The sequence below is a fragment of the Pseudomonas sp. CFBP13528 genome (genome assembly GCF_005233615.1).
GTDB classification, from domain to species: Bacteria; Pseudomonadota; Gammaproteobacteria; order Pseudomonadales; family Pseudomonadaceae; genus Aquipseudomonas; species Aquipseudomonas fluorescens_AM.
This window is the reverse complement of record NZ_QGAJ01000014.1, coordinates 1-19683: the sequence shown is the minus strand read 5'-3', so window position 1 is coordinate 19683 and position 19683 is coordinate 1. Positions and strand designations below refer to the sequence as shown.

The following is a 19683-nucleotide window of genomic DNA, read 5'->3' as shown; positions in this document are numbered from 1 at the left end:
TCAGCCGCGAGCGATCAGCGCTGCATCAGCGGCGACCTTTTCGGCCGCTTTCTCGCGGATCAGCTTTTCCAGCTCATCCACCAGATTGTCATTCGTCAATTTCTGCGACGGTTTGCCGTCGATGTAAATCAGGTTAGGTGTACCGCCGGTCAAGCCCACATGCGCCTCCTTGGCCTCGCCCGGTCCATTGACCACGCAACCGATCACCGCGACATCCAGCGGCACCAGCAGGTCTTCGAGACGCAACTCCAGGTCGTTCATGGTTTTCACCACGTCGAAGTTCTGCCGCGAGCAGCTCGGGCAGGCAATGAAGTTGATGCCACGGGAACGCAAACGCAGGGATTTGAGAATGTCGTAGCCGACTTTCACTTCCTCTACGGGGTCTGCCGCCAGGGAGATGCGGATGGTATCGCCAATCCCTTCGGCGAGCAGCATACCGAGACCCACCGCAGATTTCACTGTGCCTGAGCGTAAACCGCCCGCTTCAGTGATGCCCAGGTGCAGCGGCTGCACGATTTCCTTGGCCAGCAGGCGGTAGGCTTCTACGGCCATGAACACGTCGGAAGCCTTTACGCTGACCTTGAAGTCCTGGAAATTCAGGCGCTCCAGGTGTTCAACGTGACGCAATGCCGACTCGACCAGCGCCGCCGGGGTAGGCTCGCCGTATTTCTTTTGCAGGTCTTTTTCCAGCGAACCGGCGTTGACCCCGATGCGGATGGGAATACCGCGATCACGGGCCGCATCGACTACGGCGCGCACACGGTCTTCACGGCCGATATTGCCCGGGTTGATCCGCAGGCAGTCCACACCCAGTTCGGCTACGCGCAACGCAATCTTGTAGTCGAAGTGGATGTCGGCAACCAGCGGCACCTTGACCAATTGCTTGATACGGCCAAAGGCTTCGGCAGCGTCCATGTCCGGTACGGACACCCGCACGATGTCCACGCCGGCCGCTTCCAGACGATTGATCTGGGCGACCGTGGCGGCCACATCGTTGGTGTCGCTGTTGGTCATGCTCTGCACCGCGATGGGGGCATCGCCGCCCACCGGCACCGAGCCGACCCAGATCTTGCGCGATACGCGACGTTTGATTGGAGATTCGCCGTGCATGACTATTGTCCCAACTTGAGGCGAGCGGTCTCGCCACTGGTGAACGGCGCCACGTCCACAGGCTGGCCGTTGTAGGCCACTTGCGCGCCACGGGCGAAGCCCAGACGCAGCGTCAAAGGAGGCTTGCCGCCCTGATCAAGCGTATCTCCCTTACGCTTCAGACCGCTAAACAGCACTTTGCCATTACCATCGCTGACTTGCGTCCAGCAGTCAGCGACGAAGGTGATCTGTACGCGCCCGTCACCGGCGATCAACGCGGGGGTGGTGGGCGGCGAAATCGCAGGCGCAGCCGGTGTGGCTGGCGCTGGAGCCTGGGCCGGAGCGGGCGCTGCGGGAACCTGGGCCTGGGCGGCGGGTGCTGCTGGAACCGGAGCAGGTACGGCGGCAGTTGCAGCAGGTGCGCTGCCGGTTTCTGGAGCAGGCTGTTCGGCGATGGCTGGCGTTTGCGGCGCAGCTTGTCCTTCGACGACTGCCTGGTCCTCCGGCTCATCCAGTGGATGAATCTGGGTGGTGCCGTCGGCGCTCTCGACTTCGACGTGCTCCAGCGCGTTGCTGGTCAGGTCTTTATTGCGTTGGGAAGTCTGGTCCTGCCACCAGACGAAGCCACCCCCGATCACGGCAATCAGCAGCAACAGGCTGACAATGCGCAGGATCGTGTGGGACACCCGGGTTGGCTCTTCAATACGCCCGAGGCCATGCACATTGCTGCCCTGGGAGTCGGTGCCGGTGAACTGGTCGAACTGCTGGACCAGTACGGTCTGGTCGATACCCAGCAACTTGGCATAAGCGCGGATATAGCCGCGGGCAAACGTGTGCCCCGGCAGCTTGTCGAACGCGCCAGCTTCCAGGTTGGCCAGGGAGGTGCTGGTCAAATTGAGCTTGAGGGCCACTTGCGCCAGCGACCAACCATTGCTTTCGCGGGCCTCACGCAAGGTGTCGCCTGGGTTTACGCGATTAGCTGCTACAACTTCCGGGTGCGCGGCTTTCATCATTGCTCCGACAGGTATTGCTGATATTCCGGCGTACCGGGATAGAGTCGCTCGAGTTGCTGGCCAAAACGTGCGGCCGTGTCGCGTTCTTCATGAACCGTCGCCAGGCGCACACCGAGCAATAGACTACGTGCATTGTGCCCGCTGAGCAGGCTGAAACGCTCGTAATAGTCACGTGCCGGCACATAATGCCTGTCTTCGTAGGACAACTCAGCCATTTCAAGCAAAGCGCGTGGCTGGCGAGCGTTCAGGTGCAGGGCTTTTTCCAGTTGCTGGCGCGCAAGCTCGCGCTGTCCCAGGTGGATCGAAGTCACCCCCAGGTTCTCGAAGATGCGCGAACGCTGGGGATAAAGAGTGTCGGTGCTGGCCTGGCGGAAATAAGCGGCTGCCTGTTCATAACGTTTCTGCTCGAACAGGAAACTGCCGTAGTTGTTCAGCAACCGCGCGTCGCCAGGACGGGAAGCCAGCGCCCTGGTGAAATAGCGATCAGCCAACTCGGGCTCGGCCTGAGCCTGGAAGACCAGCGCCAGCGCGGCATTGGCATCCGCATCGTCGGTATCCAGCTCCAGGGCCTTCTTCAATGGCACCTTGGCCTGCTCGCTCATGCCTTGTTGCAGATAGCCCAGCCCCAGTTGCACATACGCCACTCGCGCCGCCTCACGCCCCTTGTCGGTTTGCAAAGGGCTATCGTGGCCCGATGAAACACAACCGGCCACGAGACCGGTAACCAGTAAAAGCAGCGCAAGGCGCAAGGGCATAGAGATCCTCTCTCAGATTCGATTCACAGCAATTTGCGGCAGATCGTCGGCGGCGTTCAGTTCACGCACGGCGATGTAACGCTCGCTGCGGCGGGTGCGGTCCATCACCTGCCCTACCAATTGGCCACAGGCGGCGTCGATGTCTTCACCACGGGTGGTGCGCACGGTGACGTTGTAGCCGGCCTGGTGCAGTTGATCCTGGAAACGGCGGATGGCGTTGTTGCTCGGCCGCTCGTAGCCAGAATGGGGAAACGGGTTGAACGGAATCAGGTTGATCTTGCACGGGGTGTTCTTGAGCAGCTCGATCATCTCGACCGCGTGCTCGACCTTGTCGTTGACGTCCTTGAGCATGGTGTACTCAATGGTCAAGACACGCTTTTCGCCCAAGGTCGCCATATAACGCTGGCAGGATTCGAGCAGCATCTTAAGCGGATACTTCTTGTTGATCGGCACCAATTGGTTACGCAATGCGTCATTGGGTGCGTGCAGCGACAACGCCAGGGAAACGTCGATGTGCTTGGCCAGCTCATCGATCATCGGTACCACGCCGGAGGTCGACAAGGTCACACGGCGCTTGGAGATGCCGTAGCCCAGGTCGTCCATCATCAGGTGCATGGCCGCAATTACGTTGTCGAAGTTCAGCAGCGGCTCACCCATGCCCATCATCACCACGTTGGTGATGGCACGGTCGACGGTCGCCGGGACGCTGCCAAAGGATTTGTTGGCAATCCACACCTGGCCGATGACTTCGGCGGCGGTGAGGTTGCTGTTGAAGCCTTGCTTGCCGGTGGAGCAGAAACTGCAGTCCAGGGCACAGCCTGCCTGGGACGAAACGCACAAGGTGCCGCGCTTGCCCTGGGGAATGTACACGGTCTCGACGCAGCTGCCGGACGCCACGCGCACCACCCACTTACGGGTGCCGTCGCTGGAAATGTCCTCGCTGACCACTTCGGGACCACGAACTTCGGCAATGGCCTTGAGCTTGTCGCGCAGGGCCTTGCTGACGTTCGTCATGGCGTCGAAATCGTCGACGCCAAAGTGGTGAATCCACTTCATTACCTGACCGGCACGGAAACGCTTCTCCCCGATTGAGTCGAAGAATTTCTCCATTTCCGGCTGAGTCAGACCCAGCAGGTTGGTTTTAACAGTCGATGTAGTCATGGATTCACCCTCACTCTTTAAGCCGATGCTTAGCGAGCGGTTACTTCAGTAGCAGCGAAAAAGTACGAGATTTCGCGAGCAGCAGCGGCTTCGGAGTCCGAACCGTGAACAGCGTTGGCGTCGATGGACTCGGCGAAGTCAGCACGAATGGTGCCGGCAGCCGCTTCTTTAGGGTTAGTAGCGCCCATCAGTTCACGGTTCAGAGCGATAGCGTTCTCGCCTTCCAGCACCTGAACAACAACAGGACCGGAGATCATGAAGGCAACCAGGTCGCCGAAGAAGCCACGGGCGCTGTGCTCAGCGTAGAAGCCTTCAGCTTCAGCCTTGGACAGTTGCTTGAGTTTCGAAGCTACAACCTTCAGGCCGGCTTTTTCGAAACGAGTGGTGATCTCGCCGATGACGTTTTTTGCAACAGCGTCAGGCTTGATGATGGAGAAAGTACGTTGAACAGCCATGGTGTAACTCCAGAAACGGTAATTTACGAAAAATTAAACCCGCGAATTATACGCGGGTTATCAGGTATTGCCTAACTGCGTAATAAGGCGGCTCAGTCTGCTTCTTCGATCCACAGGCCTTGAATCGCCTCCAGGACCTTTTCGCCACCGCGATCCGGGATGTCGTCAAAATCCGGCAGTGCCATTACGAGGTTGCGCAGCTTGACGAAGTTCACCGTAAGAGGATTGACCTCAGGGTGAGCTTCAGCAAGTTGTATAGCGATTTCTTGTACATCAACCCATTTCAGGCTCATGACAGTTCCTTGAATCAATGCGGCGCTTCGGCCGCATGGTTGAGCGAATATTTCGGGATTTCGACCGTGATGTCTTCAGTGCCGACCTTTGCCTGACAGCTTAGACGCGAAGTCGCTTCCAGGCCCCAGGCGCGGTCGAGGAAATCCTCTTCCAGCTCATCAGCCTCTTCAAGGCTGTTGAAGCCCTCGCGAATGATGCAGTGGCACGTGGTGCACGCGCACACACCGCCGCAGGCACTTTCAATCTCGATGTGGTTGTCGTGGGCGACCTCAAGGATGGACTTGCCGGTCTCAGCCTCCACGACCATACCGTCCGGGCAATGCTCGGCGTGTGGCAGAAAAATGACCTGCGGCATCAGTTATTCCTCAATTTCATTCAGGTTGCGACCCGCCAGGGCGGCTTTTACCGTCTGGTCCATACGGCGGGCGGCAAAGGCATCGGTGACTTGTGACAGGCGCTTGGTCTGCTGCTCGATGGCGTAGCCATCGTTACCTTTCATCAGTTCGGCCAGCTCCTGCATTTGCAGGTCGATGACCATGCGCTCCTCGGCGTCCAGCAAGCGCTCGCCGTCGGCATCCAGGGCGCCCTGTACCGCTTCGAGCAGGCGCTGGGCATCGACTTGCTGCTCACGCAGCACGCGGGCGACCTTGTCATCGCCGGCATATTGGAACGAGTCCTTGAGCATTTTGGCGATTTCACCGTCGGTCAGCCCATAGGACGGCTTGACCTGGATACTGGCCTCGACGCCCGAGCCCAGCTCACGGGCCGCCACGCTGAGCAGGCCGTCGGCGTCGACCTGGAAGGTCACGCGAATCTTCGCCGCGCCCGCCACCATGGCCGGGATACCGCGCAATTCAAAACGCGCCAGGGAGCGGCAGTCGCTGATCAGCTCGCGCTCGCCTTGCAGCACATGGATCATCATGGCCGTCTGGCCGTCTTTGTAAGTGGTGAAGTCCTGAGCGCGGGCGACGGGAATGGTGGTGTTGCGCGGAATCACCTTCTCCATCAGGCCGCCCATGGTTTCCAGGCCCAGGGACAACGGAATCACGTCGAGCAGCAGCAGCTCGCCACCATCGCGCTTGTTGCCGGCCAGGGTATCGGCCTGGATCGCAGCACCGATGGCCACCACTTGATCCGGGTCGATTTCAGTCAGCGGTTGGCGACCAAAGGCTTCGGCAACCGCCTCGCGAACCCGAGGAACACGGGTGGAACCACCGACCATGACCACGGCACCGACCTCTTCGAACTCGATACCGGAATCACGCACCGCACGGCGGCAGGCCTTGAGGCTGCGGGCAACCATCGGTTCGATCAACGCATCGAAGGCTTCGCGGGTCAGCTGGGCCGACCAGCTACCGTAGGAAACTTCAACGGTAGCAGCGTCGGTCAGCGCTTCCTTGGCCGCACAGGCGGTTTGCAGCAAGTTGCGCTGGGCGCCTGGGTCCAGGTCGGCGGACAAGCCCGCACTGCTGATGATCCAGCCTGCGATGGCGTGGTCGAAGTCATCGCCGCCCAGAGCGCTGTCGCCCCCGGTGGCCAGCACTTCAAAGACGCCGCCGGTCAGGCGCAGGATCGAAATATCAAAGGTGCCGCCACCCAGGTCATAAATGGCGACCAGGCCTTCGGCATGCTGGTCCAGGCCGTAAGCCACGGCAGCGGCAGTCGGCTCATTCAGCAGGCGCAGCACGGTCAGGCCGGCGAGTTTTGCCGCATCCTTGGTGGCTTGGCGCTGCGCATCATCGAAATACGCTGGAACCGTGATCACCGCGCCCACGAGTTCGCCGCCCAGGGTGGTTTCCGCACGCTGGCGCAGCACCTTGAGGATATCGGCCGACACTTCCACCGGGCTTTTCGGGCCCTGGACGGTGTCGATGAACGGCATATGGGACTCACCGCCGACAAAGCGGTAAGGCAGTTGGTCGCCTAATTGCTTGACGTCGGACAAGCCACGACCCATCAAGCGCTTGACCGACAACACGGTGTTCAATGGGTCGTTAGACGCCGCCAGCTTGGCTGACTCACCCACTTCGATACGGTCGGGGTGATAGCGCACGGCGGACGGCAGGATTACCTGACCATCGGCATCGGGCAACGGCTCGGACAGGCCGCTGCGTACGGCAGCAACCAGGGAATTGGTGGTGCCCAGGTCAATCCCGACCGCCAGGCGACGCTGGTGCGGTTGAGGGCTTTGGCCGGGTTCGGCGATTTGCAGTAGAGCCATGGTAATCAGGTCTTATCTGTCTATCAGGCGTGCATCACGGGCAGCACACTGGGTTAATCGTCGAGGCGCTCTTCTAGCTGGCGCACTTCGTAGGTGAGCTTGTCGAGAAACTGCATGCGCCGCATCAGGCGTTCGGCCTGTTCGCGTTGCGCAGCATCATCCCAACAGGCTGCGAAGCTTTCGTTGAGCTCATCCTGGGCCGCTTTCAGACGACGCTTGAAGACCGCGACGCCAGCCACGTCGGCTTCGTCCTGCAAGTCTTCGAGTTCTTCGCGCCATTGCATCTGCTGCATCAGGAAGTCCGGGTCATGCACGGTGACTTCCATCGGCAACTCGCCGCCCTTCATCGCCAGTAGATAACGTGCGCGTTTCGGGGGGCTTTTGAGCGTCTGATAGGCTTCGTTGAGGCTGGCCGATTGCTCCAGCGCCAGGCGTTGCTCACGCTCGGAAGCATCGGCGAAGCGGTCCGGATGCACGCCACGCGCCAATTCTCGATAGCGCGTGGCAAGCTGCTCAAGATCCAGCCGAAAGCTCGGCTGCAGCTCGAATAAAGCGAAATGACAAGGAGTACCCACAAGAAGCCTCAGATGTTGAAGCTTTCGCCGCAGCCACATTCACCGCGTACGTTGGGGTTGTTGAACTTGAAGCCTTCGTTCAACCCTTCCTTGACGAAATCGAGCTCGGTGCCGTCCAGGTAGGTCAGGCTTTTCGGGTCGATGATCACTTTCTCGCCGTGACTTTCGAACACCTGGTCTTCCGCAACCACCTCGTCGACAAACTCCAGCACGTAGGCAAGGCCGGAACAGCCCGTGGTGCGAACACCCAGACGAATCCCCTCACCTTTACCGCGCCCATTCAGGGAGCGGCGAATGTGCTGCGCAGCCGCTTCTGTCATGCTGATAGCCATCGTTGACTCCTTACTCGTCGCCAAATACTTAGATCAAGCCTTTCTTCTGCTTGTAGTCGCGAACGGCCGCCTTGATGGCGTCCTCGGCGAGTACGGAGCAGTGAATTTTCACCGGCGGCAGGGCCAGTTCTTCGGCCAGCTGGGTGTTGCTGATGGTGACAGCCTCATCCAGGGTCTTGCCTTTCATCCACTCGGTCGCCAGGGAGCTGGAGGCGATGGCCGAACCGCAGCCGTAGGTCTTGAACTTGGCGTCTTCGATAACGCCAGCGTCGTTGACCTTGATCTGCAGGCGCATCACATCGCCGCACGCCGGAGCGCCGACCATGCCAGTGCCGACATCAGGGTCTTCCGCGTTCATCTTGCCGACGTTGCGCGGGTTTTCGTAGTGGTCGATGACCTTTTCGCTGTAAGCCATGGTACTGAATCCTCACTCATCAGGGCCGCTCTGGAACCCTGTAGTAACGCCTGCGTTTTCCGCCACGTTGCTACAGAGCTGGGGTGGCGGCTTCTATATTTAGTGTGCCGCCCACTCGATCTTGGAAATGTCGACACCGTCTTTGTACATGTCCCACAGCGGCGACAGAACGCGCAGCTTGTTGACGGCTTCGCAGACTTTCTGCGCGGCGTAGTCGACTTGCTCTTCAGTGGTGAAGCGGCCGAAGGTAAAGCGGATCGAGCTGTGTGCCAGTTCGTCGTTGCGGCCCAGGGCACGCAATACGTACGAAGGCTCAAGGGACGCCGAGGTGCAGGCCGAACCGGACGAAACCGCCAGGTCCTTGAGCGCCATGATCAGCGACTCGCCTTCGACGTAGTTGAAGCTCAAATTCAGGTTGTGCGGTACACGAGCCGTCATGCTGCCGTTGATGTACAGCTCTTCAAGGTTCTCGACCTGCTTGTAGAAGCGGTCGCTCAGGGCCTTGATGCGCACGTTTTCGGCAGCCATGTCTTCCTTGGCTACGCGGAAGGCTTCGCCCATGCCGACGATCTGGTGGGTCGCCAGGGTGCCCGAACGCATGCCGCGCTCGTGACCGCCGCCGTGCATGGTGGCTTCGATACGTACGCGCGGCTTGCGGCTTACGTAGAGAGCGCCGATGCCTTTGGGGCCGTAGGTCTTGTGGGCGGAGAACGACATCAGGTCGACTTTCAGCTTGGACAGGTCGATCTCGACCTTGCCGGTGGACTGAGCGGCGTCGACGTGCAGCAGGATGCCCTTGGAACGGGTCAGTTCGCCGATCGCTTCAATATCGTTGATCGTGCCGATTTCGTTGTTCACGTGGATCACGGAAACCAGGATGGTGTCTTCACGCAGCGCCGCTTCGATCATGGCCGGAGTGACGATACCGTCTGTGGTCGGCTCGAGGTAGGTGACCTCGAAACCTTCACGTTCCAGTTGGCGCATGGTGTCGAGGACAGCCTTGTGCTCAATCTTGGTGGTGATCAGGTGCTTGCCTTTGGTCGCGTAGAAATGCGCCGCGCCCTTGATTGCCAGGTTGTCGGACTCGGTGGCACCGGAGGTCCAGACGATTTCGCGCGGGTCGGCGCCCACCAGGTCGGCGACCTGACGACGAGCGTTCTCGACCGCTTCCTCGGCTTTCCAGCCGAACACGTGGGAACGGGAGGCCGGGTTGCCGAAGTTTCCGTCAACCAGCAGGCATTCACTCATCTTTTGCGCGACACGCGGATCAACCGGGGTGGTCGCTGAGTAATCAAGGTAAATCGGCAATTTCATGGACTTTCTCCTAAATCAGGCTGGCTGGCGTGCCGTTAGCTCTGCGGCTGTCACTCGACGGCGGACGCTTCGATCTTGTCCAGACGCGGCGCCTTGGTGTTGCAACGGCGCTGGTCCTGACGCTGGGCTACTTCTTGCACCTCACGGCGAGTCACAAGATCAGCCAAGCTGATACCACTCAAAAACTCATGGATCTGCAGGCTCAAGTCACACCACAAGTGGTGCGTCAGGCAGGTGTCGCCGGCGTGGCAATCACCCAGGCCCTGGCATTTGGTCGCATCGACGGATTCGTTGACCGCGTCGATCACCTGGGCTACCTGGATGCCCTGCATATCGCGGGACAATTGATAGCCGCCACCTGGCCCTCTCACGCTGGAAACCAGGTTGCTGCGGCGCAATTTGGCGAACAGCTGCTCGAGGTAGGACAGGGAAATGCCTTGGCGCTCGGAGATATCGGCCAGGGACACCGGCCCAGTTTGCGCGTGCAAAGCCAGGTCAAGCATGGCAGTCACCGCGTATCGGCCTTTTGTAGTCAGTCTCATGGACAAGGTACCAAGGTGTTTCAGAATGGGAGCAAGTATGCGATTCCCGAGTATTTAAGTCAACTATAAGACCTAGTACTTTAGTCAGGATTACCCGTAAAAAGGGCGCGCGAATCATAGCAGGCTGGGCCGGGGTCGAACAGCGGCACCGGACAACCAGCGATGCCAGGCACAACAAAGGTCAAATGTGGGAGGGGGCTTGCCTGCGATAGCGGTAGGTCAGTTGCCAAATAGGCCGGCTGATCAACCGCCATCGGGGGCAAGCCCCCTCCCACAGGGGATCTCTGGTGATTCCGAGATCTCAGCTTGCCTTGGTAGCGGCTTCGTCCTTGATCTCGGCGAAGTCTTCTTCGCGCAGCTCAGGAAGGTCTTTGGCGCAGTACGGGCTGCCCAAGTCCTTCAGTGCGCCACACATGCCCTCCAGCTTGCCATCCACCGCTTGCAGGTGATCAAGCAACTGGCCAATGGCACGCGCCACCGGGTCAGGCATGTCTTCACTGACGCCATAGGCATCGAAGCCGATCTTCTCGGCCATGGCCTTGCGCTTGGCCTCCTGCTCGTCGCCGACTTCCGGCTTGACGATGATCCGACCAGGAATACCCACCACCGTCGCGCCGGGCGGCACTGCCTTGGTGACCACGGCATTGGAGCCGACTTTGGCGCCGGCGCCCACAGTGAACGGACCAAGCACCTTGGCACCTGCGCCCACCACCACGCCGTCGCCCAGCGTCGGGTGGCGCTTGCCTTTATTCCAGGTGGTACCGCCCAGGGTGACACCCTGATAGAGCGTTACGTCATCGCCAATCTCGGCGGTCTCGCCAATCACGATGCCCATGCCATGGTCGATAAAGAAGCGACGACCGACCTTGGCGCCCGGGTGAATTTCGATCCCGGTCAGCCAGCGCCCGAAGTTCGACACCAGCCGTGCCAGCCATTTCCACCCCATGCCCCACAAGGCGCCGGACAGGCGGTGAATCCAGATCGCGTGCATGCCCGGGTAGCAGGTCAGCACTTCAAAGGCGTTGCGCGCCGCCGGGTCCCGGTGGAAAACACTCTGGATATCTTCTCGCAAACGCTCGAACATCTTTAATCCTTCCGCTTAAGGAGCTCGCCACGGGCCGCTTTCTGGGTCTCCGTGAGGATGCCACGCAATATATTCATTTCCGCCCGGCTGACCGAGCTGCGTCCGTAAAGGCGGCGCAGGCGCGCCATCAAGTGCCGTGGTTTTTCAGGATCGAGGAACTCGATGGCCACCAGGGTGTGCTCCAGGTGCTCATAGAACCGCTCCAGCTCGTCCATTGTGGCCAGCTCGCCACTTTTGGTCGACGCCACTTCGTCCTTCTCCATCTTGCTCGGCTGGCCTTCAGCCGCCAGCCAGGCCATGCGCACTTCGTAAGTCAGCACCTGCACCGCCGCACCCAGGTTCAGCGAACTGAACTCAGGGTCTGATGGAATGTGCACGTGGTAATGACATCGCTGCAGCTCTTCATTGGTCAGGCCGGAGTCTTCACGGCCAAATACCAGGGCGATTTCTGCGCCACCGGCCGCCTCTTCCACCACTTTGGTGCCGCACTCACGCGGGTCCAGCAGCGGCCAGGGAATGCGGCGGTCGCGGGCACTGGTGCCGAGCACCAGATTGCAGCCGACCAGGGCGTCTTCCAGGGTGGCGACAACCTGGGCGTTTTCCAGGATGTCATTGGCGCCGGATGCGCGGGCATCGGCCTCATGGTGCGGAAACACACGTGGCTCGACCAGCACCAGCCGCGTCAGCCCCATGTTTTTCATGGCTCGCGCCACCCCACCGATGTTGCCGGGATGACTGGTATTGACCAAAACGACACGGATGTTTTGCAGCAAGGGAGGCGCTCTCGGACACGGGAAAGGGGAGCAAATCTTACAGAAGCGCCCAGGGTTATGCCACGAAAGCTAACGTCGCCCTTCACCTGAAGAAAGTTTCTGCTAAACTGCCCGGCTTTCTTTAACAACCTTAGGTGACCTATCCATGCAGCCCATGCTGAATATCGCGCTGCGCGCCGCCCGCAGCGCCAGTGAATTGATCTTCCGCTCCATCGAGCGCCTGGATACCATCAAGGTCGATGAAAAAGACGCCAAGGATTATGTATCCGAGGTGGATCGCGCCGCCGAACAGAAAATCATCGATGCCCTGCGCAAGGCCTACCCTACCCACGGCATCCTCGGTGAAGAAACCGGCCTGCACAAAGGCAGCGGCGAAGGCGAAGACTACCTGTGGATCATCGACCCACTGGATGGCACCACCAACTTCCTGCGCGGCATCCCGCACTTTGCCGTAAGCATTGCCTGCAAATACCGTGGCCGCCTGGAACACGCCGTAGTTCTGGACCCGGTCCGCCAGGAAGAATTCACCGCCAGCCGTGGCCGTGGCGCCCAGCTCAATGGTCGCCGCCTGCGTGTCAGCGGCCGCACCAGCCTGGACGGCGCCCTGCTGGGCACCGGCTTCCCGTTCCGTGACGACCAGATGGACAACCTGGAAAACTACCTGGGCATGTTCCGCGCCCTGGTTGGCCAGACTGCAGGCATCCGTCGCGCTGGCGCAGCGAGCCTGGACCTGGCCTACGTGGCCGCCGGTCGTTTTGACGCATTCTGGGAGTCGGGCCTGTCCGAGTGGGACATGGCTGCGGGCGCCCTGCTGATTCAGGAAGCTGGCGGCCTGGTGAGCGACTTCACCGGCGGGCACGACTTCCTGGAGAAAGGCCACGTCGTTGCCGGCAACACCAAATGCTTCAAGGCAGTGCTGACGGCGATCCAGCCGCATCTGCCGGCTTCGCTGAAGCGTTAAGCGAGCGAGCACAAAAAAGCACCCCGAGGGGTGCTTTTTTTATGCCTGGGATTTGAGCCAGCCCCAGCCATCAGCAGCAATACAGATCAAATGTGGGAGGGGGCTTGCCCCCGATGGCAGTGGGTCAGCAAATAACCAGCTGACTGGTCCACCGCTATCGGGGGCAAGCCCCCTCCCACATTTTGAACTGCACAGGTTTTGAATCTGTTCCAAACCTGGGATTACTGCTGGTTCTGGCCCAGGATCAGACGCCCTTCCTTGTCCACTGGAATCTGGCCGCCTGGATCACGCTCCATACGCACAGTACCTTCCTTGCCATCCAGGTTGTAACGCACGTCATAGCCAACAACCTTGTCGCTGATGTCGTTCACGGTGTTACAGCGAGTCTGGGTAGTGGTGTAGGTATCGCGGTTCTGCATACCTTCCTGAACCTTGTTACCCGCGTAACCGCCACCGACCGCACCGGCGACCGTTGCCAGCTTCTTGCCGTTCCCGCCACCGATCTGGTTGCCGAGCAGGCCGCCTGCCAGCGCGCCTACGACGGTACCGGCGATTTGATGCTGATCCTGCACCGGACGCTGCCGGGTCACGGTGACGTCCTTGCAGACCTCACGCGGGGTTTTGATCTGGGTTTTTACCGGCTGTACCGCCAGTACTTGCGCATACTCAGGGCCGCTTTTTACCAGGCTGTAGGTGGCAACAGCGCCCCCGGCAGTCACACCGACAGCACCCAATACCGCACCAACCAGCAACGACTTGTTCACGTTGAACCTCCTGACCATCACAAGCGGACCGAAAGATCCGCGCTATACCCAGCCTTGGAGCCAAAAAAAAGGCACGAGTTCAATCTCGTGCCTTTCTTGTACCGCCGATCAACAAACGCCCATCAAGGACGGTCGTCGACCTCCTTGCCAGTGCTGGCCGGAGGAATCAGGTCTTCGCTGTTGAGGTTCAGCCAGATCAGTACCACGTTGGCGATATAGATCGACGAGTAGGTACCCGCCAGAACGCCGATGAACAGCGCCAGGGAGAAGCCCCACAGGTTGTCGCCACCGAAGATCATCAGCGCCGCGATCGCCAGCAAGGTGGAGATCGACGTCGCCATGGTCCGCAGCAGGGTCTGGGTGGTGGAGATGTTGATGTTCTCGATCAACGTGGCCTTGCGCAGTACACGGAAGTTCTCACGAACCCGGTCGAATACCACGATGGTGTCGTTGAGCGAGTAACCAATGATCGCCAGCACAGCCGCCAATACGGTCAGATCGAACGTGATCTGGAAGTACGCCAGGATACCCACGGTCACGATCACGTCGTGGATCAGCGACACAATGGCGCCGACCCCGAATTTCCACTGAAAGCGGAAGGCCAGGTAGATCATGATGCCGACCAGCGCCATCAGCATGCCGAGGCCGCCCTGGTCGCGCAGTTCTTCACCCACTTGCGGGCCGACGAACTCTACGCGCTTGACCGAGGCCGGGTTGTCGCCGCCGACCTTCTGCAAGGCCTCGGCCACCTGGTGACCCAGTTGCGGGTCTTCGCCAGGCATGCGCACCAGCAAGTCGGTAGTGGCGCCGAAGCTCTGCACCACCGCCTCGTGATAGCCGGCCTTGACCAGCTCATCGCGTACCAGGGTGACGTCGGCCGGCTTCTCGTAGGTCAGCTCGATGAGCGTACCGCCGGTAAAGTCCAGACCGTAGTTCAGGCCCTTATGGAACCAGCTGAACAACGCCAGAACGGTAAGGAGCACGGTGACGCCGAACGCAACGTTGCGAACGCCCATGAAGTTGATTGTACGTAACATGGCAGCCCCTTAAATCCACAACTTCTTGAAGTCACGCCCGCCAAAGATCAGGTTGACCATTGCGCGGGTCACCATGATGGCCGTGAACATCGAGGTAAAGATACCGAGGGACATGGTCACCGCAAAACCTTTGACCGGGCCGGTGCCCATGGCAAAGAGAATCCCGCCGACCAGCAAGGTGGTCAGGTTGGAGTCGAGAATCGCGGTAAATGCCCGGCCGAAGCCTTCGTTGATTGCACGCTGTACGGTCATGCCCGCCGCGATCTCTTCACGGATCCGCGAGAAGATCAGCACGTTGGCGTCCACCGCCATACCCATGGTGAGGACGATACCGGCGATACCCGGCAGGGTCAGCGTGGCGCCCAGCAGCGACATCAGCGCCAGCAGCATGACCATGTTGCCCGCCAGGGCAACGGTGGCGATCACGCCGAAGAAGCGATAGATGGCGATGATGAACAGCGACACGAACAACATGCCCCACAGCGCCGCATCGACACCCTTGGTAATGTTGTCGGCACCCAGGCTCGGGCCGATGGTGCGCTCTTCAGCGAAGTACATCGGCGCCGCCAGGCCACCGGCACGCAGCAGCAGGGCCAGTTCCGAGGATTCGCCCTGGCCGTTCAAACCAGTGATACGGAATTGCGCACCCAGCGGCGACTGGATGGTCGCCAGGCTGATGATCTTCTTCTCTTCCTTGAAGGTCTGTACCGGCACGTCTTTCTCGACGCCGTTGACCATCTGCTTGGTGTAGGTGGTAACCGGGCGCTGCTCGATGAAGATCACCGCCATGCTGCGACCGACGTTGCTGCGCGTGGCGCGGCTCATCAGTTCGCCGCCGTGGCCATCCAGGCGGATGTTCACTTCAGGCGTGCCGTGCTCGCCGAAACCAGCCTTGGCATCGGTGACCTGGTCACCGGTGATGATCAGGCCACGCTCGATCAGGGCTGGAGGACGGTTGCCTTCACGGAACTCGAACTCTTCGGAAGTCGCACGGGTAGCACCCGGCTCAGCCGCGAGGCGGAATTCCAGGTTGGCGGTTTTACCCAGGATACGCTTGGCTTCAGCGGTGTCCTGCACGCCCGGCAGTTCAACCACGATGCGGTTGGCGCCCTGGCGCTGCACGATCGGCTCGGCCACACCCAGTTCGTTGACGCGGTTACGCACCGTGGTCAAGTTCTGCTTGATGGAGTATTCGCGGATTTCCGCGATCTTGGCCGGGCTCATCGCCAGACGCAGCACCGCCTGACCATTGAGGTCGGCCGGTACGATGTCGAAATCGTTGAAGCTCTTGCGGATCAGCGTACGAGCCTGTTCGCGGGACGCTTCGTCAGCAAAACCCAGCTGGATGGCACCGTTGAGCTGCGGCAGGCTGCGATACCGCAGCTTCTCTTTGCGCAGCAGGCTCTTGACGTCGCCTTCATACACTTTCAGGCGTGCGTCGAGGGCTTTGTCCATGTCGACTTCCAGCAGGAAGTGCACACCACCGGACAAGTCCAGACCCAGCTTCATCGGGTGCGCGCCAATGCTGCGCAGCCATTGTGGCGTGGTCTGTGCCAGGTTCAGCGCGACAACATAGTCGTCACCCATGACCTTGCGTACGACGTCCTTGGCCGGCAATTGGTCTTCTTGCTTGGTCAGGCGCAACAAGCCGCCTTTGGAACCAGCTGCCAAGGTTGCCGCTTTAACCTGGATGCCCGCGTCAGTCAGCGCTTTGCTCGCGCGTTCCAGATCAGCCTGATTGACCTGCAGCGAAGTGCTGGCGCCAGAGATCTGGATCGCCGGGTCATCAGGATAGAGATTGGGAGCGGAATAAATAAAACCGATCGCCAGCACCGCCAGGATCAGTACGTATTTCCACAGAGGGTATTTGTTCAGCATCACGCCGCCCGCTTATAACGCGGGGCGCCTTGCGCGCCCCGTCGATTGGTAAAGGTTGTTACTCAGATCGCTTTGAGCGTGCCTTTTGGCAGCGTGGCGGCGATGGCGCCCTTCTGGAACTTCATTTCCACGGTGTCGGAGACTTCCAGAACCACGAAAGCATCGGAAACCTTGGTGATCTTGCCGGCGATACCGCCAGTGGTCACGACTTCGTCGCCTTTCTGCAGGCTGCCCAGCAGGTTCTTCTGCTCTTTGGCGCGCTTGGCCTGTGGACGCCAGATCATCAGGTAGAAGATGACCAGGAAGCCGACCAGGAAAATCCACTCGAAACCACCGCCCATCGGGCCGGCAGCAGCAGGCGCGGCGGCGTCAGCCATGGCGTTAGAGATAAAAAAGCTCATTTAGCACTCCAGTTGCAAATAGTGAATCTTAGGGTCGGGAAACTCAGTCCAAGGGCGGCACAGGGAGCCCGCGCTTGGCATAGAAGGCATCGACGAAGGCGGCCAATGTACCCTGTTGAATAGCCTCGCGCAAACCAGCCATCAGGACTTGGTAGTGACGCAAATTGTGGATGGTATTCAACATGCTACCCAGCATTTCCCCGCACTTGTCCAGATGGTGCAGATAAGCACGAGAGAAGTTCTGGCAGGTGTAGCAATCGCAGGTTGGATCGAGCGGCGAATCATCATGGCGATGGAACGCGTTACGGATCTTCAGCACGCCTGTATCGATGAACAGATGCCCATTGCGGGCATTACGGGTTGGCATCACGCAATCGAACATGTCCACACCGCGGCGCACACCCTCTACGAGATCTTCCGGTTTGCCAACGCCCATAAGGTAACGAGGTTTTTCTGCGGGCATCAGGCCCGGCAGGTAATCGAGCACCTTGATCATCTCGTGCTTGGGCTCGCCCACCGACAAACCGCCGATGGCCAGGCCGTCGAAGCCGATCTTGTCCAGACCTTCCAGCGAGCGTTTGCGCAGGCTTTCATGCATGCCGCCCTGCACAATGCCGAACAGCGCCGCGGTGTTGTCACCGTGGGCATTCTTCGAACGCTGGGCCCAACGCAGGGACAGTTCCATGGAGATGCGCGCCACGTCTTCGTCAGCCGGGTACGGCGTGCACTCGTCAAAAATCATCACGATGTCCGAGCCCAAGTCGCGCTGCACCTGCATCGACTCTTCCGGGCCCATGAACACTTTGGAGCCGTCCACCGGCGAGGCGAAGGTCACGCCCTCCTCCTTGATCTTGCGCATGGCGCCCAGGCTGAACACCTGGAAACCACCGGAGTCGGTGAGGATCGGGCCTTGCCACTTCATGAAGTCATGCAGGTCGCCGTGCTTCTTGATCACTTCCGTGCCCGGGCGCAGCCACAGGTGGAAGGTGTTGCCGAGGATGATCTCGGCGCCGGTGGCGACGATGTCACGGGGCAGCATGCCCTTGACGGTGCCGTAGGTGCCGACCGGCATGAACGCCGGGGTCTCCACGGTGCCGCGCGGGAAAGTCAGGCGACCACGACGGGCCTTGCCGTCGGTGGCCAGCAGTTCAAACGACATACGACTCATAAGTTGTCCTCAGGGCCGCGCGGCGCCGGGTTACGGGTGATGAACATCGCATCACCGTAGCTGAAAAAGCGGTACTCGTTGGCAATGGCCGCTTGATAAGCCGCCATGGTTTCCGGGTAACCGGCAAAGGCCGACACCAGCATCAACAGCGTGGATTCCGGCAAATGAAAGTTGGTGACCAGGCAATCGACCACATGAAACGGCCGGCCCGGGAAAATAAAGATATCGGTATCGCCACTGAACGGCTTGAGCACACCATCGCGCGCCGCGCTTTCAAGCGAGCGCACGCTGGTGGTGCCCACCGCCACCACCCGCCCACCGCGCGCCTTGCACGCATTGACCGCATCCACCACGTCCTGGCCGACTTCCAGCCATTCGCTGTGCATATGATGGTCTTCGATGTTCTCCACACGCACCGGCTGAAACGTCCCGGCCCCCACGTGCAGGGTCACATAGGCGGTTTCGACGCCCTTGGCGGCAATCGCATCCAGCAGCATCTGGTCGAAATGCAGCCCCGCCGTCGGCGCCGCAACGGCACCGAGGCGCTGCGAGTACACCGTCTGATAGCGCTCGCGGTCCGCGTCTTCGTCGGGGCGGTCTATATAAGGAGGCAACGGCATATGGCCGACACGCTCCAGCAGCGGCAACACCTCTTCGGCAAACCTGAGCTCGAACAACGCATCATGGCGCGCGACCATCTCGGCCTCGCCACCGCCATCAATCAGGATGCTCGACCCCGGTTTCGGCGACTTGCTGGAGCGCACATGGGCCAGCACGCGATGGCTGTCCAGCACCCGTTCCACCAGAATTTCCAGCTTGCCGCCGGAAGCTTTCTGGCCAAACAGCCGCGCCGGAATCACCCGGGTATTGTTGAACACCATCAAATCGCCCGGGCGCAAATGCTCAAGCAAATCAGTGAATTGACGGTGTGCAAGGGCACCGCTCGGCCCGTCCAGGGTCAGCAGTCGACTGGCGCGACGCTCGGCCAAAGGGTGGCGAGCGATCAGCGAATCAGGGAGCTCAAAAGTAAAGTCAGCAACGCGCATGATGGGGTTCGTCTAGCAGGGCCGGGAAGTCTAGCGGAAATAGTCAAAATTGACCATGAAACGTGATTGACCAACGGTAATCTCATCTCTATACTTCGCCGCCATTGAGCCCTGATGGCGGAATTGGTAGACGCGGCGGATTCAAAATCCGTTTTCGAAAGAAGTGGGAGTTCGATTCTCCCTCGGGGCACCATCTTAAAAAAAGACCTTGAAATTCAAGGTCTTTTTTTTCGTCTGTAGAAAAGTGGCACCAGCGGATTCATCCCACACCGCCCACTTCCAACCTGAAACACGATCCAAATGTGGGAGCTGGCTTGAACTGGCCTAATGATTTTGGACACTTCAATCGGGCGCTATGATAGCGCCCAAATCTGAGGTGTTTGGTTATGCGTAAATCTTATTCGA

General features: G+C 59.9%; 22 protein-coding genes and 1 tRNA gene. 2 read left to right on the top strand and 21 right to left on the bottom strand.

The window, feature by feature from the left end; genetic code table 11:
* From ispG to trmJ, 15 genes are all read right to left on the bottom strand, one after another.
* On the bottom strand, positions 1–1110 hold the full coding sequence (gene ispG, locus PspCFBP13528_RS21355) for a flavodoxin-dependent (E)-4-hydroxy-3-methylbut-2-enyl-diphosphate synthase (protein ID WP_003175952.1): 1110 nt from the start codon (positions 1108–1110) through the stop codon (positions 1–3).
* Positions 1111–1112: 2 nt separating this feature from the next.
* Positions 1113–2099 (bottom strand): RodZ family helix-turn-helix domain-containing protein, encoded by a 987-nt coding sequence (locus PspCFBP13528_RS21350; protein ID WP_065951253.1) that lies wholly within the window; start codon positions 2097–2099, stop codon positions 1113–1115.
* Positions 2099–2857, bottom strand: coding sequence for a type IV pilus biogenesis/stability protein PilW (pilW, locus tag PspCFBP13528_RS21345; protein ID WP_065951252.1), 759 nt, complete (start codon positions 2855–2857; stop codon positions 2099–2101). The genes PspCFBP13528_RS21350 and pilW overlap by 1 nt, the downstream gene beginning before the upstream one ends.
* 12 nt (positions 2858–2869) lie before the next feature.
* Positions 2870–4018, bottom strand: coding sequence for a 23S rRNA (adenine(2503)-C(2))-methyltransferase RlmN (gene rlmN / locus PspCFBP13528_RS21340; protein WP_065951251.1), 1149 nt, complete (start codon positions 4016–4018; stop codon positions 2870–2872).
* A 29-nt stretch (positions 4019–4047) separates the two neighbouring features.
* Positions 4048–4473, bottom strand: a complete 426-nt coding sequence (gene ndk, locus PspCFBP13528_RS21335) for a nucleoside-diphosphate kinase (protein WP_003175956.1) — start codon at positions 4471–4473, stop codon at positions 4048–4050.
* A 92-nt stretch (positions 4474–4565) separates the two neighbouring features.
* Positions 4566–4766, bottom strand: a complete 201-nt coding sequence (gene iscX, locus PspCFBP13528_RS21330; protein ID WP_032879605.1) for a Fe-S cluster assembly protein IscX — start codon at positions 4764–4766, stop codon at positions 4566–4568.
* A gap of 14 nt (positions 4767–4780) precedes the next feature.
* Entirely contained in the window at positions 4781–5122 is a 342-nt protein-coding gene (gene fdx, locus PspCFBP13528_RS21325; protein WP_003175958.1) for an ISC system 2Fe-2S type ferredoxin, read from the bottom strand.
* A gap of 3 nt (positions 5123–5125) precedes the next feature.
* A complete protein-coding gene (hscA, locus tag PspCFBP13528_RS21320) occupies positions 5126–6988 on the bottom strand; it encodes a Fe-S protein assembly chaperone HscA (RefSeq protein WP_137201441.1) in 1863 nt (620 codons plus the stop codon).
* 53 nt (positions 6989–7041) lie between these two features.
* The gene (hscB, locus tag PspCFBP13528_RS21315) at positions 7042–7563 is read right to left on the bottom strand and encodes a co-chaperone HscB (RefSeq protein ID WP_065892372.1); all 522 of its coding nucleotides are present in this window, start codon (positions 7561–7563) and stop codon (positions 7042–7044) included.
* Positions 7564–7571: 8 nt separating this feature from the next.
* The gene (iscA, locus tag PspCFBP13528_RS21310) at positions 7572–7895 is read right to left on the bottom strand and encodes an iron-sulfur cluster assembly protein IscA (RefSeq protein ID WP_003175963.1); all 324 of its coding nucleotides are present in this window, start codon (positions 7893–7895) and stop codon (positions 7572–7574) included.
* 28 nt (positions 7896–7923) lie between these two features.
* Complete coding sequence (gene iscU, locus PspCFBP13528_RS21305) at positions 7924–8310, bottom strand: Fe-S cluster assembly scaffold IscU (protein ID WP_003175965.1); 387 nt, start codon at positions 8308–8310, stop codon at positions 7924–7926.
* A gap of 99 nt (positions 8311–8409) precedes the next feature.
* Positions 8410–9624 (bottom strand): IscS subfamily cysteine desulfurase, encoded by a 1215-nt coding sequence (locus tag PspCFBP13528_RS21300; protein WP_065951249.1) that lies wholly within the window; start codon positions 9622–9624, stop codon positions 8410–8412.
* Between the two features lie 50 nt (positions 9625–9674).
* A complete protein-coding gene (gene iscR / locus PspCFBP13528_RS21295) occupies positions 9675–10166 on the bottom strand; it encodes a Fe-S cluster assembly transcriptional regulator IscR (RefSeq protein ID WP_003194020.1) in 492 nt (163 codons plus the stop codon).
* Between the two features lie 301 nt (positions 10167–10467).
* On the bottom strand, positions 10468–11250 hold the full coding sequence (cysE, locus tag PspCFBP13528_RS21290) for a serine O-acetyltransferase (RefSeq protein ID WP_065951248.1): 783 nt from the start codon (positions 11248–11250) through the stop codon (positions 10468–10470).
* A gap of 2 nt (positions 11251–11252) precedes the next feature.
* On the bottom strand, positions 11253–12023 hold the full coding sequence (gene trmJ, locus PspCFBP13528_RS21285; RefSeq protein ID WP_065951247.1) for a tRNA (cytosine(32)/uridine(32)-2'-O)-methyltransferase TrmJ: 771 nt from the start codon (positions 12021–12023) through the stop codon (positions 11253–11255).
* Positions 12024–12168: 145 nt separating this feature from the next.
* Between trmJ and suhB the strand changes: the two genes are divergently transcribed.
* Positions 12169–12984 carry an inositol-phosphate phosphatase gene (gene suhB / locus PspCFBP13528_RS21280; RefSeq protein ID WP_003175971.1) on the top strand — a complete coding sequence of 272 codons (816 nt, stop codon included), beginning with the start codon at positions 12169–12171 and terminating at the stop codon, positions 12982–12984.
* A gap of 221 nt (positions 12985–13205) precedes the next feature.
* On the opposite strand, the gene PspCFBP13528_RS21275 is transcribed toward suhB, so the two are convergent.
* From PspCFBP13528_RS21275 to queA, 6 genes are all read right to left on the bottom strand, one after another.
* On the bottom strand, positions 13206–13748 hold the full coding sequence (locus tag PspCFBP13528_RS21275) for a glycine zipper 2TM domain-containing protein (RefSeq protein ID WP_005791197.1): 543 nt from the start codon (positions 13746–13748) through the stop codon (positions 13206–13208).
* Between the two features lie 122 nt (positions 13749–13870).
* Positions 13871–14785, bottom strand: a complete 915-nt coding sequence (gene secF, locus PspCFBP13528_RS21270; protein WP_065892375.1) for a protein translocase subunit SecF — start codon at positions 14783–14785, stop codon at positions 13871–13873.
* A 9-nt stretch (positions 14786–14794) separates the two neighbouring features.
* Positions 14795–16663: a protein translocase subunit SecD gene (gene secD / locus PspCFBP13528_RS21265; protein WP_101219694.1), complete on the bottom strand. Its 1869-nt coding sequence runs from the start codon at positions 16661–16663 to the stop codon at positions 14795–14797.
* A 62-nt stretch (positions 16664–16725) separates the two neighbouring features.
* Positions 16726–17064 (bottom strand): preprotein translocase subunit YajC, encoded by a 339-nt coding sequence (yajC, locus tag PspCFBP13528_RS21260; RefSeq protein WP_003175975.1) that lies wholly within the window; start codon positions 17062–17064, stop codon positions 16726–16728.
* A gap of 43 nt (positions 17065–17107) precedes the next feature.
* Positions 17108–18223 (bottom strand): tRNA guanosine(34) transglycosylase Tgt, encoded by a 1116-nt coding sequence (gene tgt / locus PspCFBP13528_RS21255; RefSeq protein ID WP_162303237.1) that lies wholly within the window; start codon positions 18221–18223, stop codon positions 17108–17110.
* Positions 18224–18228: 5 nt separating this feature from the next.
* Positions 18229–19278, bottom strand: coding sequence for a tRNA preQ1(34) S-adenosylmethionine ribosyltransferase-isomerase QueA (gene queA, locus PspCFBP13528_RS21250; protein ID WP_065951245.1), 1050 nt, complete (start codon positions 19276–19278; stop codon positions 18229–18231).
* Positions 19279–19386: 108 nt separating this feature from the next.
* Here queA and PspCFBP13528_RS21245 point away from each other — a divergent pair.
* Positions 19387–19471 (top strand) — tRNA-Leu (locus PspCFBP13528_RS21245).
* Positions 19472–19683 lie beyond the last annotated feature (212 nt).